This is a genomic window from Streptomyces sp. NPDC003691, from assembly GCF_053981115.1.
Map to the genome: position 1 here is coordinate 17,350 of NZ_JBSFNQ010000048.1, position 15,904 is coordinate 33,253.

The following is a 15,904-nucleotide window of genomic DNA, read 5'->3' on the forward strand; positions in this document are numbered from 1 at the left end:
TTTCCCGAATGAGCCGTCTTAAATTCGGCGTCAGGAGACATAGTCCACATCACATGGTCATCACAAACCCGCCGGATCGGCCGGGTCGCACACTCACTCCCTGTAACGTCGATAGGGTGCGTACCGACATCTTCGCCCGACTGGACCGGGAGCCGGAACCACCGAAGATAGAGATCCCGCGGATGAGCCGCACCCGTCTCGCCCTCTTCGGCGGGACGGCTGCCTTCTACACGGCCATCGTCGTGGCCGTGCTGGTGCCCACCTGGCTGGTGACCGTCGACTGGAAGGTCATGCTCTTCCGGCCCTACCAGCAGTGGCCCGAGCTCCATGCCTTCCTCGACTACTTCGTCGTCCTCGGCCAGCGCGGTCCCACGGCGGTCATGGTCGCCGCCTGGCTGGGCTGGCGCTCCTGGCGCATGCACACCCTGCGGCCGCTGCTGGTGCTCGGCGCCGCGCTGCTGCTGCTCAATGTGACGGTCGGCTCGGTCAAGCTCGGCCTGGGCCGGCTCGGCCCCCACTACGCGACGCAGATCGGTTCGACCGAGATGTTCGCCGGCGGGGATATATTTCCCTCCGGTCATACCGCCAACGCCGTGGTGACCTGGGGAATCCTCGCCTATATGGCGACCACCCCGCGGACCCGCCGCAATCTGTCGGCGCTGTCGGCGACGGTCTCGCTGGGCGTCGGCCTCACCACGGTCTATCTCGGCACGCACTGGCTGAGCGACGTTCTTCTCGGCTGGGCCGCCGGACTGCTGATCCTGCTGGCCCTGCCGTGGTGCGAGCCGCTGATCACCCGGGCCGAGGCCCGGATCCTCGGCCTGCGCGACCGCTGGCGGGCCGGCCGGCTGCCGCTGCCGTCGCTTCCGGTGGCCACCGGCGGGCCCCGGCCCGGCCCCGCCCTGCGGGAGAGCGCTCCCGGTCACGGGGTACCCGCGGCCAAGCGGGCGCACGGCTCCCGGGCGTCCGTGGTGGGCCTGAGCGCCTCGCTGCCCGGCCCCTCCCGGGCCCGGTCCGCGCAGCACCCGGGGGCGCCGGACGGGGTGCCCGCGCCGGCCCGCAGGTCCGGGCGGGAGGCGGTGACGCCCTCGGGCGGCGGCCGCACGATGACCTGAGGTCACGGAGTCTGCGGTGAGGGGCCCCGGCCGGACCGGCCGGGGCCTCTCCGCCGTCCGGCGGCCGGGTCAGCCGCGCCAGCAGCGGATCACGGTGTCGTGCTCGACCTCGAAGTTGAGCCGGCCGCGCTGGTACTCGAGGGTGATGATCGCGCCCGGCGGCAGGGACCGTACGGTGCTCCAGCCGCGTGACCGGGCGCGCCGCTCGGCGGCTCCCCCGCTCATGCCGACGTACGCCCCGGTGGAATCGTCCGGCTCACCGGACGCATGCGGATCAGGTGCCATGCCTCCACCGTAGGAGGCCGCGGGCGAGAACAAAAGCCCGGGCGGGACGGCTTCCACGGCCGCCGGGTCCGTCACCGGCCACCCCCGGCGGCACTTTTCCGCACATCTCCGGTACGGCTCCGGGCGGCCTTCTCCGATACCGCTCCGGATCGGCCGCCCGGGTCGCCCGGTGATGGTCCGGGCAGTCCGCCGGACCGTCTTACCGGCGCCTTACCGGGTTCTTCCCGGGGTCTTCCCAGGGTGTTCCCCAGCCGGCCGGGGCCGGGCCCCGCCCGTTCTCCGGCGGACGTTCCCCGGGGCTCTTCACCGACTGTGCTCACGGCCCGCCCGCCCTCTCTCCCACGCTCTCCCGCGACAGGTGTTCGACGGAAACCGGGCCGCTCCGAACGGGACGTTCGACACCGCGGCCACGGAAATTCCGCCCGGCGGCCGACCCGGGAATTCGGCAGGGAATTACCGATCCGCCAGGCCGGGCCGAATTGCATGACGCTCCGTGGCGTTCACGATTTCCTCACAGAATCCGGGAACCCGTCCCCTCGGCCGACCGCCCGTGTCAGCCGGTCCCGCAGGACCCTGATGTGGTCGGTCAGCTCCACCGGCTCCACGACCTCGAAGTCCACGCCCATCAGCATCACATGGATCACCATCACATCCAGGCTGGTCGCCCCCGCGTGCAGCAGGCACTGCCCGTCGCCGTCCGGCTCCACCACACCGTCGGAGGGGGAGAGCTGTTCCCGGGCGCGGTCGGCGGACATCTTCAGCCTGATCACGGCCCGGGTGGCATAGGCCCGGGTCGACACCCCGCGCGACACATAGGCCGCCAGGTCGTCGGCGGGCGGGGTGCGCGGGGTGAAACGCGGGCCGTGCGGCGGAGTGGGCACGATCCGGTCGGCCCGGAAGGTACGCCAGTCCGCCCGGTCGACGTCCCAGGCGACGAGGTACCAGCGGCGCTCGGTACAGACCAGGCGGTGCGGTTCCACCGTGCGCCGGGTGGCGGTGCCGCCGTGGTCCTCGTAGCGGAAACGCAGCCGCTCGCTGTCCCGGCAGGCGTTCGCCAGCTCGGTGAGGACCGAGGGGTCGAGCCGGGCCCCGGGGGTGCGCAGCAGCGGCACCGTGAAGGCGTTGAGCGCCCCGACCCGGCGCCGCAGCCGCCCGGGCAGCACCTGCTCCAGTTTGGCCAGGGCCCGTACGGAACTCTCCCCGATGCCCTCGATGCCCTGGCCGGCGGCGGTACGCAGCCCGACGGCGACGGCCACCGCCTCGTCGTCGTCGAGGAGCAGCGGCGGCAGCTGGGCGCCGGCTCCCAGCTGGTAGCCGCCGCCGGTGCCCGGGCTGGCGTTGACGGGGTAGCCGAGTTCGCGCAGCCGGTCCACGTCCCGGCGGACCGTGCGCGAGGTGACGCCGAGCCGCCGGGCCAGGTCGGCGCCGGACCACTCGCGGTGGGCCTGGAGCAGCGAGAGCAGACGCAGCAGACGTGCGGAGGTCTCCAACATGGCATGCAGTCTGCCAAGGATCGCGGACCGTTCCGGTCCGCGATCCCCCCGTGATCCCCGGCGGGGACCCGCGGCGCTCCCGGCGGGCTCAGCGGCGCCGGACCCGGCGCAGGGCCGCCGCGGCCAGATGGCGCAGCGCGTAGAGGCTGCCGTAGCAGCGGCAGCGGAGCCGGTACCCCAGCTCCCGTACGATCCCGCCGGTCCCCCGGGCCCGGGCGTGCTCCAGCAGTGCGGTGAAAACGGCCTCGTGGCGGGCGGCGATCGCGGCCGGGTCGAAGCGTTCGGAGGCGGCCAGTGCGGCGGTACCGGCCCGGCGGCGGCGCTCGTCGTCCCCGATCAGCTCCAGCAGGGCGTCCGTCACGGCGGCCGGGTCGCCGACGGGCACCAGCCTGCCGTCGACCCCGTCCTCGATGATCTCCCGAGGTCCGTTGGGGCAGTCGGTGGAGACCACCGGTAACCCGCACCGCATGGCCTCCACGATCGTCATGCCGAAGGCCTCCTTGGCGGAGGTCACCGCGGCGATCGACGCTTTGGCCCACTCGGGCTCCAGCGGATGGACGTTGCCCATCAGGAAAACGTGCTCGCGCAGGCCCCGGTCGGCGATCAGCCGGGTGAGCGCCTCGCGCTCGTCACCGGTGGCATCGCCGCCGCCGTAGATCCGTAACCGCCAGTCGGGCCGGGCGGCGACCACCCCGGCGAACGCCTCGACCAGCAGGTCGTACCGTTTGACCCGGGTCAGGCGCCCGGCCGCCGCGACGACCTTCGCCCGGCCGTCGGATGGTGCCACGGACGGCCTGGGCACCCCGTTGGGCACCGCGTCGATCCGTACCCCGGGCAGCCTGAACCGCGTGCGGTAGGAGTGGGCGTCGGCCTCGGTGACCGTGGTGATCGCGTCCAGCCGCGCGTAGCGGTAGCCCAGTTCGCGGCGGAGCCGGTAGCCGTGGCCGTCGAGGGTGAGGTGCTCCTGGCCGACGCGGACCGTGCCGCGGCGGGCCTGCCGGGCGATATGGACGTTGAGCCCGGGGCGGGTACCGACGACGACATCCGCTTCGAGGCTTCGCAGATGGGCGCCGATCCGGCTGTCGGTGAGCCTGCTGTACTGCCGGTGGCGGCCGTCGCCGCGCGGGAACACCCGTGCGGGCCTGGCATGTTCGGGATGGTCGCCCGCGTACTCCGGACTGTCCTTGCGGAGTTCCACGAGCGCCCGGAGGGTGACGCCCCGGGGCGCGCCCATCCGTGGTGTCTCGCGGTGGCGGAAGACCGAGACGATCTCGACGTCGTGCCGTTCGGCCAGGGCCTCGGCGAGGGTGAAGGTGGTACGGATCGTTCCCCCGATGCCGTACGCGTTGTGGAGCAGGAAGGAGATGCGCATGCGTCTCTCGTCATGAATGGTCGGATCATGAAGTGGTCGGACCAGACTCTACTGGCCGTCAGATACCGCGTACGAAAAGGTTTCTGGGGATTCCGCGTCCCCCGTTCCGGTGGCCTTCCGCGCGTGACCCCGGCCGGAATCGTCCGTTGAACCAGTGTGAGCCGGGAGCCGCCCGGCCCAGTGCGATCACGCATCAAGCACCATCAGGACGAGGAGCCATCCGTGCCCCGCATGCTCGACGTCAGCGCGGACGTACGCGCCGAGCTCGGCAACGAAGAAGCCGACCGGCTGGTCGCCGGCGACTCCGAGACCCCGGCCAGTTACGACTGTGCCTCCTGCCGCACCCCGGGCGACCCCGCGCAGGAGCGGACCAGCACCGTGCTGTTCGTCGGCGAGGAGACGGCCGTCCTCGCCTTCGCCCATGCGACCTGCATTCCCTCGCAGGTCGTCCGGCTCGCCGAGGACCAGCTCGCGGGAGCCGTGGAATCCATCACCGGTACCGAGGAGCCCGCTGTGCCCATGACCACCGACCCCACCTCCCTGAACGCCGCCCCCGGTCAGGCGGTGCTCGGCGTCACCAGCGGTCTGATCCTGGTCGACGGGGAGCTGCACCCCGCGCTGGTGGTGGAGCCGACCGCGCCCATCGCCCGTCCCGGCACCACCGGGAACGGCGGGGACGACTTCCTGCCCCTGCTGATCGAGCAGGGCTTCGCCCCGGTCCACGACGTCAACACGCTGCCCGGCACGCTCGACGGCTGGTCGGTGCTGCTCGCCGTGGGCCAGCTGCACGCGATCCTCCAGCCGGGCGCGGTCGCCTGGTGGAAGGCGCACCAGCCGCTCCAGGTCACCGACGGCTGGCGGTCCGCGGTCAACAAGTCCCACACGGTGCTGGTGTTCTGCGCGCCGGCCGGCTCGATCGGCCAGCAGCCGCGGGAGGACCTGCTGCGGGACGCGCTGGAGAAGGCCGCGGCCGGCGGCCGTCTGGTGGCCGCGGCGATGCCGCTGGCGGGCACCTGACCGTCCGGCGGTCCACCGGCGGGGGCAGGGCACACCGGTGCCCTGCCCCCGCGGGGCGTCCGGGGCCGGGACACCGGTGTCCGGCGGCGGGTGGTTCCCGGCGCCCGGCAGTGACGGGGCGGGGTGTGGATCGTTGCAGGTACGTGCAGACATACGACCCCACCCGCCAGCCGTATCCGAGCCCGATCCCCGGTATGCGCCCCGCGCGCGAGGCGGCGGGCTTCTCCCTGACGCCCATCTACGACGCGCTGTACTCGGAGTACCGCCGGTCGTTCCGGGCGCTGCCCGGGGACCGGTCGGGCGAGGAGCACCTCGGCTTCCTCGCGTTCTCCGTCCAGGCGTCGGCCCGCGGCGCCGGACAGCTGCCGTACGCCGGCGCGGGCTGGCAGCCGTATCCCGTAAGGCAGCCCCCGGCGGCCCTGCCGCCCGCACCGCGCCGCAGCCACTGAGCCGCGGCGGTACCGGCAGTACGGAAAAAGAGCGCGCCGCCCCCCGGCCGGGAGGCGGCGCGCGGTACGGGCCGGGCCCGTACGGACTACTTCTTGCGGCTGCGCTTCTCCCGCACCCGGACCGAGATGTGCAGCGGGGTGCCTTCGAAGCCGAACTCCTCCCGCAGCCTGCGCTCCACGAAGCGGCGGTAGCCGTGCTCCAGGAACCCGGAGGCGAAGAGCACGAACCGCGGCGGCTTGGTGCCCGCCTGGGTGCCGAAGAGGATCCGCGGCTGCTTGCCGCCCCGGATGGGGTGGGGGTGCGCGGAGACGATCTCACCGAGGAAGGCGTTCAGCCGTCCGGTGGGGACCCGGGTCTCCCAGCCCGCGAGCGCGGTCTCGATCGCCGGGACCAGCTTCTCCATATGACGGCCGGTACGGGCCGAGACGTTGACCCGCGGCGCCCAGGCGATCTGGGCCAGCTCGGTCTCGATCTCGCGCTCCAGGTAGTAGCGGCGCTCCTCGTCGAGGGTGTCCCACTTGTTGTAGGCGATCACCATCGCGCGGCCCGCTTCGACGGCCATGGTGATGATCCGCTGGTCCTGGACGCTGATGGACTCGCTGGCGTCGATCAGGACCACCGCGACCTCCGCCTTCTCCACGGCGGCGGCGGTGCGCAGGGAGGCGTAGTAGTCCGCGCCCTCCTGGAGGTGGACCCGGCGGCGGATACCGGCGGTGTCGACGAACTTCCAGGTCACCCCGCCCAGCTCGATCATCTCGTCGACCGGGTCGCGGGTGGTGCCGGCCAGCTCGTCGACGACCACCCGCTCCTCGCCCGCGACCTTGTTGAGCAGGGACGACTTACCGACGTTCGGACGGCCGATGAGGGCGATCCGGCGCGGTCCGCCGACGGCCGTGCCGAAGGTCTGGGCGGGGGCGTCGGGCAGTACCTCGAGGACGGCGTCGAGCATGTCGCCGGTACCGCGGCCGTGCAGCGCGGAGACCGGGTGCGGCTCGCCGAGGCCGAGGGACCAGAGCATGGCCGCGTCGGCCTCGCCGCTGGGACCGTCGACCTTGTTGGCGCAGAGCACCACCGGCTTCCCGGCCCGGCGCAGCAGCTTCACCACGGCCTCGTCGGTGTCGGTGGGGCCGACGGTGGCGTCCACGACGAAGACGACCGCGTCGGCGGCCTCGATGGCGTACTCGGCCTGGGCGGCGACGGAGGCGTCGATCCCGAGGACGTCCTGCTCCCAGCCGCCGGTGTCGACGAGCTTGAAGCGGCGGCCCGCCCACTCGGCCTCGTAGGTGACCCGGTCACGGGTGACGCCGGGCCGGTCCTCGACGACCGCTTCGCGGCGGCCGATGATCCGGTTCACCAGGGTCGACTTGCCGACATTGGGGCGGCCGACGACGGCGAGGACGGGCAGCGGGCCGTGACCGGCCTCGTCGATGGCCTCTTCCACCTCTTCGGCGTCGAAGCCCTCGACCGCGGCAAGCTCCATGAACTCCGCGTACTCGGCATCGCCGAGCGCTCCGTGGTCGTGCTGGTCGTTCATGAAGTCCGTTCCTCGTGTCTCGACCGGACCCGCTCCCTGGTTCGGGTGGTCCGGATGGTCAAGTCTTACCCGGTGCGCCCGGTGAGGCGCCTGGCGTTTTCCAGATGGGCGGTGAGCCGCTGCTGGATTCGTACGGTGGCCTCGTCCAGGGCCGTACGGGTGCGGCGGCCCGATCCGTCGCCCGCCTGGAAGGGGTCGCCGAAGACGACGTCCACCCGGCCGCGCAGCGGGGGCAGCGCGCCGATCAGCCGTCCGCGGCGCTCGGTGCTTCCCAGGACGGCCACCGGAACCACCGGGGCTCCGGACCGTACCGCGAAGTAGGCCAGACCGGCGCGGAGCGACGCGAAGTCGCCCTCGCCCCGGGTGCCCTCCGGGAAGATCCCGAGGACATCGCCGCGCTCCAGGATCCCGAGGGCGTTGGTGACGGCGGCGCGGTCGGTGCCGGACCGGTCGACCTTGAGCTGCCCGATGGCCAGCAGGAAGGGGTCCAGGGGGCCGACGAACGCTTCCTTCTTGATCAGGAAGTGCACGGGCCGGGGCGCGGTGCCCATCAGCATCGGGCCGTCGATGGCATGGGAGTGGTTGACGGCCATGATCACCGGGCCGGCGGCGGGCACCCGCCAGGCGCCCAGCACCCGGGGGTGCCAGAACCCGTTCATCAGGCCGATGCCGATCCGGCGGCCGACGGCCGCGCCCGGGGCGGAGGGCAGGGTCACCGGACGGCCGCCCGGCGCTCCTCGACGAGGGCCACCACCCGGTCGACGACCTGCTGGAGGGTGAGCTCGGTGGTGTCGACCTCGACCGCGTCGGCGGCCATCGCCAGCGGGGAGGTGGCCCGGCCGGAGTCGGCGGCGTCCCGCTTGACCAGGGCCCGGCGGGTGGCCTCGACATCGGCGCCCTTCAGCTCGCCGGCGCGGCGGGCGGCGCGGGCCTCGGGCGACGCGGTGAGGAAGATCTTGAGGTGGGCGTCGGGGAGGACGGTGGTGCCGATGTCCCGGCCCTCGACGACGATGCCGGCCGCCGCGCCCGCGGCGATCGACCGCTGGAGGGCGGTGATCCGGGTGCGGACCTCGGGCACCGCGCTCACGGCGCTCACCTCGGCGGACACCTCGGGGGTGCGGATGGGCCCGGAGACGTCCTCGCCGTCGACCGCGATCGTGGGACCGGCGGGGTCGGTGCCGGAGACGATCACCGGCTTGGCCGAGGCCGTGGCGATCGCGGCGGGGTCGGCGGTGTCCACTCCGTTGGTGATCATCCACCAGGTGATCGCGCGGTACTGCGCACCGGTGTCGAGGTAGCGCAGCCCCAGGGCGGCGGCCACCGCCTTGGACGTGCTCGACTTGCCGGTGCCGGCGGGGCCGTCGATGGCAACGATCACGGCGGATTCCACGGTGTCGGACACCTTTCGCTCTGGATTCGCCCGCGGGGTTTCCCGCGGGGGCGGGGACGGCTTCCCGCGGGGCGGGGACGGCGGACTGCGCCGAAGGGGAGTCCCGTACCAGGTTACCGACTGCCGGGCCCTGCCCATGACCCGCCGACCTGCGCCGGGACCGGGGCGGCCGCGGAGCGCTCCGCGGCCGTCCGGGTCCGGGAACCGCCGGTGACGGGCCGGCGGCGGTCAGGGCCGGATGGACCAGCCGCGTTCGCGCAGGGCGGCGCCGAGGGGAGCGACCGCCGAGGGCTCCACGAGCAGCTGCACCAGACCGGCCTGCTGGCCGGTGGCGTGCTCGATCCGGACGTCCTCGATATTGACCCCGGCCCGTCCGGCGTCGGCGAAGATCCGGGCGAGTTCGCCGGGCCGGTCGCTGATCAGTACGGCGACGACCTCGTAGGCGGCCGGGGCGGCGCCGTGCTTGCCCGGGACCCTGGCCCGTCCGGCGTTGCCGCGCCGCAGGACCTCCTCGATGCCCGAGGCTCCCGCGCTCCGCTCACCGGCTTCGTCGGACTCCAGCGCGCGCAGCGCCCGTACCGTCTCGTCGAGGTCGGCGGCGATCGCCGCGAGGACCCCGGCGACCGGCCCGGGATTGGCGGAGAGGATGTCCACCCACATCCGGGGGTCGGAGGCGGCGATCCGGGTGACGTCGCGGATGCCCTGTCCGCAGAGCCGTACGGCGGTCTCGTCGGCCTCGCGGAGCCGGGCGGCGACCATCGAGGAGACCAGCTGGGGGGTGTGGGAGACCAGGGCGACGGCCCGGTCGTGGGCGTCGGGGTCCATCACGACGGGGACCGCCCGGCAGAGGGCGACCAGTTCGAGGGCGAGGTTGAGGACCTCGGTGTCGGTCTCCGGGCCGGGCGTGAGCACCCAGGGACGGCCTTCGAAGAGGTCGGCGCTGGCGGCGAGCGGACCGGAGCGCTCCTTGCCCGCCATCGGATGGGTGCCGATGTACGCGGTCAGGTCGGTGCCCAGGGCCTCCAGCTCCCGGCGGGGCCCGCCCTTGACGCTGGCGACGTCGAGGTAGCCGCGGGCGAGCCCGGCCTCCATGGCCGCGGCCAGTGCCCCGGCGACCCGCGCGGGGGGCACGGCGACGATCGCGAGGTCGACGGGGCCCTCCGGGGGCTCCTCGGTGCCCGCCCCGAGGGCGGTGGCGGTCCGGACCCGTTCGGCGTCGTGGTCCATCAGATGGACGGCGATGCCCCGGCCGGCGAGGGCGAGGGCGGCGGAGGTGCCGATCAGTCCGGTTCCGATCACGGCGGCGGTTCTCACTGGGCGATGTCCTTGCGGAGGGCGGCGGCGGCACCGAGGTACACATGGGCGACGGCGGACCGGTCGAGGGCGGTCTCTATATGAGCGAGGATCCGGACGACCCGGGGCATGGCGCCCTCGACGTCCATCTCCCGGGCGCAGATGAGCGGTACGTCCGTGATGCCGAGGCGGCGGGCCGCGGCGGCCGGGAAGGCGCTGCGCAGATCGGGGGTCGCGGTGAACCAGACGCTGATCAGCTCGTCGGCGGTGAGGGCGTTGCGCTCCAGTACGGCGGTGAGCAGCTCGCCCACCCGTTCGTCCATATGTTCCGGATCGTCCCGGTCCAGCTGGACGGCTCCGCGTACCGCTCGTACCGCCACGTCCGACTCCCTCCTGATGCGCTGCTGCTCCGGGTGACAAGCCTAGGCCGTGTCTGACACATCGCGTCGTCCGCCCGGAGGGCGGGGCCTGCGGCTCCCCCAGCCCTGCGGCTGGGTTGGGGTACCCCCGCGCCCGAAGGGCTGCGGGGGAGTACCCCCAGTGCGTGCAATCGCAAGGCGGTGGGGGTACCCCCGGCGAAGCCAGGGGACGGTTTCCCTCGTACGCATGGGGGTGCCCCTGCGCCCGGAGGGCTGCGGGGGAGTACTCGGGAAATCCCGACAACGCTGGGGGTCCCCCCGTGCCCGCAGGGCACAGGGGGAGAGTGTGCGTGCCGGGCGTCGCGGGCCAGACGGGATTTGTCAGACACGGCCTGAGTCAGCCCGGCGCCGGCGGCAGCACGGGCGGCCGGTGGGCGAGACGGCCGTACCGGTGCGGTGCGGCGTGTCCGGCGCCGGACGGGGTCCGCGGTGGCAGAATGCCGCCGCGCGGTGCCCGGCCGGGTGCCGGGCGGCGGCGCGTTCGAGGGAGTACGGCGATGGGGACTGGGCGGCGGACGGTGCTGGTGGCGGGGGCGACGGCGGCGGCGGGCCTGGCCGCGGGGTGCTCCGGCGGGGACGGCGGGAACGGCGGGGCGTCCGAGCCCGCCCGGACGCCCGCGGCGAGCGGTCCGGCGACGGGCTCCGCGACGGCGGCCCCGCCCGCGAGCCCGTCCATCGGCAGGGAGCTGGCGAAGAAGCCGGACATCCCGGTCGGCGGGGGCAAGGTGTTCGCCGCCGAGAAGGTGGTGGTGGTCCAGCCGACGGCCGGGGAGTTCCGGGCCTTCTCGGCGGTCTGCACGCATCAGGGCTGTCTGGTGGACAAGGTCGCCGACGGCACGATCGACTGCCCCTGCCACGACAGCCGGTTCCGGATCGCGGACGGATCGGTGGCCCGGGGTCCGGCACTCCGCCCGCTGCCGCCCGCCACCATCACCGTCACCGGGGACGCCGTGCTGCTCCCCTGACCCCGGGCCCGGGACGGCCGGGGCGACGGCCTACTCTGGCCGCCATGCGCCCCGGCCCGACCCCCGAGCAGCTCGTCCGCGACCACACGGTCTACTCCTGTGTGATGGGGTCGCGGGCCTTCGGGCTGGCGACCGGGGAGAGCGATACCGACCGCCGGGGCGTCTTTCTCGCCCCCACTCCGCTGTTCTGGCGGTTCGAGAAGCCCCCGACGCATGTGGAGGGGCCGCTGCCGGAGCAGTTCTCCTGGGAGCTGGAACGGTTCTGCGAGCTGGGTCTGCGGGCCAATCCGAACATTCTGGAGGTGCTGCACTCGCCGCTGGTGGAGCGGATCGACGCCACCGGCCGGGAGCTGGTGGCACTGCGCGGCGCCTTTCTGTCCCGGGAGGTCCACCGGACGTTCGTCGGGTACGCGCAGGATCAGCACCGCAAGCTCGCCGCGAGTCTGCGGCCGGGCCGGGAGCCGCGCTGGAAACCGGCGATGCATCTGCTGCGCCTGCTGCTGAGCTGCCGGGATCTGCTCCGCACCGGTGAGCTGGTGCTCGACGTCGGCGGGGAGCGGGAGGCGCTGCTGGCGGTGAAGCGGGGCGAGGTGCCCTGGCCGCGGGTGGAATCCCGGCTGGCCGGGCTGGTCGCGGAGGCGGACGAGGCGCTCGGCCGTACCCCGCTGCCGGACGCCCCGGACCGGGCCCGGGTGGCGGATTTCCTGGCCCGGACCCGCCGGGCCTCAGCCCTGGAGCCTGACCCGTACGACCAGATCGGCGAGGGCGTCGCGGGCTGAGGGGGCCTCCGGCAGGTGCGTGCCGGCCTGCGCGGCGTCCAGTACGGCGTGGAGCGCGGCGATGTCGGCGGCGGCCGAGTCCGGGACCAGCCCGGTGCCCGTCCCGTGCTCGGCCTCCGCCTTGGCGGCGATCAGCTCGGGCAGGAAGGCGGGGGCCGGGACCTCCGCCAGCAGTTCGGGCAGATTCGCCAGCACCCGGCCGCTCCGCATCAGATGGATTCCGGTGAGCAGGGCCCGGAAGGTGTACAGCAGCGGCTTCAGCTCGCCGGTCTTCTCCCAGAGCCCCCACTGGGTCTTGGCGAAGCCGCGGTAGTGGTGGGCGTGGCGGCCGGTCAGTACGCCGGGCGCGAGGGCGGTCAGCTCGGCGTGGACGGCGGAGGTGCCGACCACCAGCGGGGAGAGCAGCTGCTCCAGGACATAGCCGTTGGGGCGGAGCATCAGCCGGACGAACTTGAGCAGGTCGTGGGTGACCAGGTCCAGTTCCACTCCGTCCCGTACCCACATCCGGGTCCGGGTCTCGTCCGGCTCGCCCAGCCCGATCAGCTCGGCCACCGGCAGCAGATGCACCCCGCGCAGGTCCACGTCCGAGTCGCGGGACGGGAATCCGTAGAGATGGGCGCCGGAGACGGTGGCGAAGAGAAGCGGGTCGGGCTGGTCGGCGACGACGGGGGCGAGATCGAACTGTTCGAGGTCCACGGCGGAAGCATCGCAGGCGCCCGCCGGGGTCCGGCGGGCGGGTCGCGGGGCTCCCCCGGGCGGGCCCGGGCGGGCCCGGGGGGCCGCCCGGCCCCCGAACCCGGCCCGGGAGTCTCAGGCGTCCCAGAGGGCGCCCAGGGTCATCAGGTCGCCCCGGTGTTCGACATGGTCCGCCCAGGCGCTGGGCCAGGCCGCGGCGCCGAGGTGGGCCCCGGCGAAGGCGCCGGTGAGGGCGGCGATCGAGTCGGAGTCGCCGCGGGTGCAGGCGGCGCGGCGCAGGGCGGTGAGGGGCTCCTCGGGGAAGAGCAGGAAGCACTGGAGGGCGGTGGCCAGCGCCTCTTCGGCGATCCAGCCGTCGCCGGTGGTCAGGCAGGGGTCGTCGGCCGGTCCGGCGCCGGGCAGGACTTCGGCGAGCCGCCGCAGGATCTCCTGGCACTCGTCCCAGCCGCGGGCGATGTACGCCTGGGGGGTGGGGTCCCCGGCGCGCTGCCACAGGTCGCCCAGCCAGCGGTCGTGGTAGCGGGAGCGGTTCTCGTAGGCGTACGAGCGGAGCATGCCGACCAGGCCCAGGGGTTCGGTGCCGCGGGCCAGCAGATGGACGGCGTGGGCGGTGAGGTCGGCGGCCGCCAGGGCGGTGGGGTGGGCGTGGGTGAGAGCGGCCTGGAGCTGGGCGGCGCCCGCGCGCTGTTCGGTGCTGAGGCCGGGGACGAGCCCGATGGGGGTGACCCGCATATTGGCCCCGCAGCCCTTGGAATCGACGGCTCCGGCGAGCTGCCAGCGCAGCCCGGGGTCGTCGAGACGGCGGCAGGCGTCCAGGCAGGTGCGGCCGGGGGCGCGGTTGTTGTCCGGCGAGTGGTACCAGGCGGTGAACTCGGCCCGCAGCGGCGGCACCAGCCGGGCCGCGTCGAGGACGCCCCGGTCCATGGCGGTGCGCAGGGCCCGGGCGACGGCGAGGGCCATCTGGGTGTCGTCGGTGACGTACGCCGGGCGGGGCAGCGGCATCTCGCGCCAGGGCCCGCACTTGGCGAGGATCTGCGGTACGTCGTTGAACTCCGTGGGGAAGCCGAGGGCGTCCCCGAGGGCGAGTCCGATCAGCGAGCCGGTGGCGGCCTGGCGGATGCGGGCCCGGTGCGGAGTGCGGTGCGGGGCGGCCTGGGTGGTCCCGAGGGTGGTCATGGCTGGCGTCCTTCCGGGCGCAGGAGGGGCGGATGGAGGGTGGCGGCGGTGCCCGCGCGGTAGAGGGCGGCGGGTTTGCCCCGGCCGCCGGTGCGGCGGGGAGGGCCCTCGGCCGGCTCGACGAAGCCGGGGGTGGCGAGCACCTTGCGCCGGAAGTTGGGCCGGTCGAGGGGGGTGCCCCAGACGGTCTCGTAGACCTGCTGGAGCTCCCCGAGGGTGAAGGCGGCCGGGCAGAAGCTGGTGGCCAGGCCGGTGTACTCGAATTTGGCGCGGATCCGGTCGCAGGCGTCGGCCAGGATCCGGTCGTGGTCGAAGGCGAGCCGGGTGACCTCCGCGCAGGGGGTCCAGCGGGCGGCGGCCGCGTCGCCGCCGCCGCGGGGCTCGGGCAGATCGGGCAGCAGCGCGGTGTGGGCGACGGAGACCACCCGCATCCTCGGGTCGCGGTCCGGGTCGCTGTAGGTGCGGAGCTGTTCGAGGTGGAGGCCGTGGACGGTCCCGGCGGAGAGCCCGGTCTCCTCGGCCAGCTCCCGCCGGGCGGCCTGTGCGGCGGATTCGCCGGGCCGCACGAAACCGCCGGGCAGGGCCCAGTCGCCCCGGTAGGGGGCTTCGCCGCGCTCCACGAGCAGCACGTTCAGCGCGGAGTCGCGGACGGTGAAGACGGCGAGGTCGACGGTGACCGCGAAGGGCGGGAAGGCGTACGGGTCGTAGCCGGGGTCGGGGGCGGCGCCGTCGGCGGCGGGGGGCATCAGCGGTGCTCCGTGAGGTCGGGTACGGGGGTGCGGAAGGCGGCCGCCGGCGGGTCGGCGAAGTGCCAGCCCTCGGCGAGCAGGGTGTCGACGGCGGCGACGGCGGTGGCGAGCCGCTCGGTGCGGGAGCCGGTGAGACGGACCGTGCGCCGCCCGGTGCGGGACAGTTCGGCGGCGAGCCGGCGGGTCGCCCAGGGGCGGAGGCGTTCGCCGTCGCGGAGTCCGTCGTCCTCGTAGGGCACGTCCTCGTGGTCGGTGAGCAGCCAGAGGTGCTGACGGCGGCTGCGGGCGGCGATCCCGGCCACGGCCGAGCTGGGGCGGCCGAGGCGCAGCTCGTGCCGGACGGTGGTGGCGAAGGCGTCGGTGTCGCAGATCAGCAGGGGCGAGCCGCGGCGGGCGGCCTCGTCCTCCAGTTCGGCCTGGCGGCGGGCGATCAGCGGGAACTCCTCGGAGGCGAAGGCCACCTCGGACCAGTCGGCGCCGGGCCGCTCCAGCCGGAGCCGGGCCAGTTTCCGTTCGCTGAACTCCCGGTCGTACTCGGGCACCCAGCGGGTCCGTGCCCACAGTCCGCCGCGGGCCCGGTAGTGGTCGGCCAGATCGCGCGAGAGGGTGGTGGTGCCGGTGGACTCGGCGCCCAGGACGACGACCCGGCGGGTGAGCGCGGCGCGCACCGGCGGCCGCAGATAGTCCCAGTGGGCGGCCGGGTCGGCGCGTACCGCGGCTCCGGAGACGGGGAACAGGCTGCGGTCCGGGTCGACGCTGACCGGGTCGGCGGCGAGACGGCGGGCCAGTTCACCGCCGTACGCCCCGGAGGTGAAGACCGCGTCGACGGTCCCGCAGTCCGGTACGGCGGCGCGCAGGGCGGCCGCACCGGAGGCGTCCCGCGGCGGGCGGTCCGGGGCGGGCCGCGCGGGGTCGCCGACGGTGCCGACGATCCGGATTCCGGGGTCCGGGTGGACCTCCCGCAGCCAGGCCACCCGGTCGGTGAGCGGTACGGACTCCGCGGCGGCGGCGCGGACCAGGACGGTCAGCCGCTCGCAGCGGTCGGCGGCGGTCGCGACGAGATGGTGGTGTCCGGCGTGCGGCGGATAGAACCTGCCGGGGACCAGTCCGTGCCGGTAGCGCCTCATACGGTCACCTCCACGGGCCGGGGCCGGTGCGCGGCCGGGACGGG

The 15,904-nt window shown here is 74.2% G+C and carries 17 protein-coding genes; 5 read left to right on the plus strand and 12 right to left on the minus strand.

Annotated features, from left to right (window positions below; genetic code table 11):
- The first annotated feature begins 116 nt into the window (after positions 1-116).
- The gene (locus tag ACWDR0_RS22125) at positions 117-1,115 is read left to right on the plus strand and encodes a phosphatase PAP2 family protein (protein WP_456353449.1); all 999 of its coding nucleotides are present in this window, start codon (positions 117-119) and stop codon (positions 1,113-1,115) included.
- A 69-nt stretch (positions 1,116-1,184) separates the two neighbouring features.
- On the opposite strand, the gene ACWDR0_RS22130 is transcribed toward ACWDR0_RS22125, so the two are convergent.
- The 3 genes from ACWDR0_RS22130 to ACWDR0_RS22140 form a co-directional block, all read right to left on the minus strand.
- Complete coding sequence (locus ACWDR0_RS22130) at positions 1,185-1,400, minus strand: I78 family peptidase inhibitor (RefSeq protein ID WP_456353450.1); 216 nt, start codon at positions 1,398-1,400, stop codon at positions 1,185-1,187.
- Positions 1,401-1,900: 500 nt separating this feature from the next.
- Complete coding sequence (locus ACWDR0_RS22135) at positions 1,901-2,893, minus strand: helix-turn-helix transcriptional regulator (protein WP_456353451.1); 993 nt, start codon at positions 2,891-2,893, stop codon at positions 1,901-1,903.
- A gap of 88 nt (positions 2,894-2,981) precedes the next feature.
- Positions 2,982-4,265 (minus strand): glycosyltransferase family 4 protein, encoded by a 1,284-nt coding sequence (locus ACWDR0_RS22140; RefSeq protein ID WP_456353452.1) that lies wholly within the window; start codon positions 4,263-4,265, stop codon positions 2,982-2,984.
- Between the two features lie 231 nt (positions 4,266-4,496).
- Between ACWDR0_RS22140 and ACWDR0_RS22145 the strand changes: the two genes are divergently transcribed.
- On the plus strand, positions 4,497-5,282 hold the full coding sequence (locus ACWDR0_RS22145; RefSeq protein ID WP_456353481.1) for a hypothetical protein: 786 nt from the start codon (positions 4,497-4,499) through the stop codon (positions 5,280-5,282).
- 143 nt (positions 5,283-5,425) lie between these two features.
- Complete coding sequence (locus tag ACWDR0_RS22150; RefSeq protein ID WP_456353453.1) at positions 5,426-5,731, plus strand: hypothetical protein; 306 nt, start codon at positions 5,426-5,428, stop codon at positions 5,729-5,731.
- An 86-nt stretch (positions 5,732-5,817) separates the two neighbouring features.
- Here ACWDR0_RS22150 and der read toward each other — a convergent pair whose 3' ends face one another.
- The 5 genes from der to aroH form a co-directional block, all read right to left on the minus strand.
- Complete coding sequence (gene der, locus ACWDR0_RS22155) at positions 5,818-7,266, minus strand: ribosome biogenesis GTPase Der (protein ID WP_456353454.1); 1,449 nt, start codon at positions 7,264-7,266, stop codon at positions 5,818-5,820.
- A 65-nt stretch (positions 7,267-7,331) separates the two neighbouring features.
- Positions 7,332-7,925 (minus strand): lysophospholipid acyltransferase family protein, encoded by a 594-nt coding sequence (locus ACWDR0_RS22160; RefSeq protein ID WP_456353482.1) that lies wholly within the window; start codon positions 7,923-7,925, stop codon positions 7,332-7,334.
- 53 nt (positions 7,926-7,978) lie between these two features.
- A complete protein-coding gene (gene cmk, locus ACWDR0_RS22165) occupies positions 7,979-8,668 on the minus strand; it encodes a (d)CMP kinase (RefSeq protein ID WP_456353455.1) in 690 nt (229 codons plus the stop codon).
- Positions 8,669-8,884: 216 nt separating this feature from the next.
- Positions 8,885-9,970, minus strand: a complete 1,086-nt coding sequence (locus tag ACWDR0_RS22170) for a prephenate dehydrogenase (RefSeq protein ID WP_456353456.1) — start codon at positions 9,968-9,970, stop codon at positions 8,885-8,887.
- On the minus strand, positions 9,967-10,329 hold the full coding sequence (aroH, locus tag ACWDR0_RS22175; RefSeq protein ID WP_456353457.1) for a chorismate mutase: 363 nt from the start codon (positions 10,327-10,329) through the stop codon (positions 9,967-9,969). Before aroH ends, ACWDR0_RS22170 begins: the two co-directional genes overlap by 4 nt.
- A gap of 536 nt (positions 10,330-10,865) precedes the next feature.
- Here aroH and ACWDR0_RS22180 point away from each other — a divergent pair.
- Together ACWDR0_RS22180 and ACWDR0_RS22185 are read left to right on the plus strand one after the other, a co-directional pair.
- Positions 10,866-11,333, plus strand: coding sequence for a Rieske (2Fe-2S) protein (locus ACWDR0_RS22180; RefSeq protein WP_456353458.1), 468 nt, complete (start codon positions 10,866-10,868; stop codon positions 11,331-11,333).
- 44 nt (positions 11,334-11,377) lie between these two features.
- On the plus strand, positions 11,378-12,112 hold the full coding sequence (locus ACWDR0_RS22185) for a nucleotidyltransferase domain-containing protein (RefSeq protein WP_456353459.1): 735 nt from the start codon (positions 11,378-11,380) through the stop codon (positions 12,110-12,112).
- Here the strand turns inward: ACWDR0_RS22185 and ACWDR0_RS22190 are convergent.
- The 4 genes from ACWDR0_RS22190 to ACWDR0_RS22205 all read right to left on the minus strand — a co-directional run bounded on the left by ACWDR0_RS22190 (position 12,059) and on the right by ACWDR0_RS22205 (position 15,860).
- The gene (locus ACWDR0_RS22190; protein WP_456353460.1) at positions 12,059-12,808 is read right to left on the minus strand and encodes a nucleotidyltransferase domain-containing protein; all 750 of its coding nucleotides are present in this window, start codon (positions 12,806-12,808) and stop codon (positions 12,059-12,061) included. The two genes, ACWDR0_RS22185 and ACWDR0_RS22190, sit on opposite strands and share 54 nt — an antisense overlap.
- A gap of 114 nt (positions 12,809-12,922) precedes the next feature.
- A complete protein-coding gene (locus tag ACWDR0_RS22195) occupies positions 12,923-13,984 on the minus strand; it encodes an ADP-ribosylglycohydrolase family protein (protein WP_456353461.1) in 1,062 nt (353 codons plus the stop codon).
- A complete protein-coding gene (locus tag ACWDR0_RS22200; RefSeq protein WP_456353462.1) occupies positions 13,981-14,730 on the minus strand; it encodes an NUDIX hydrolase in 750 nt (249 codons plus the stop codon). The genes ACWDR0_RS22195 and ACWDR0_RS22200 overlap by 4 nt, the downstream gene beginning before the upstream one ends.
- On the minus strand, positions 14,730-15,860 hold the full coding sequence (locus ACWDR0_RS22205; protein ID WP_456353463.1) for an AAA family ATPase: 1,131 nt from the start codon (positions 15,858-15,860) through the stop codon (positions 14,730-14,732). The genes ACWDR0_RS22200 and ACWDR0_RS22205 overlap by 1 nt, the downstream gene beginning before the upstream one ends.
- Positions 15,861-15,904: the final 44 nt, after the last annotated feature.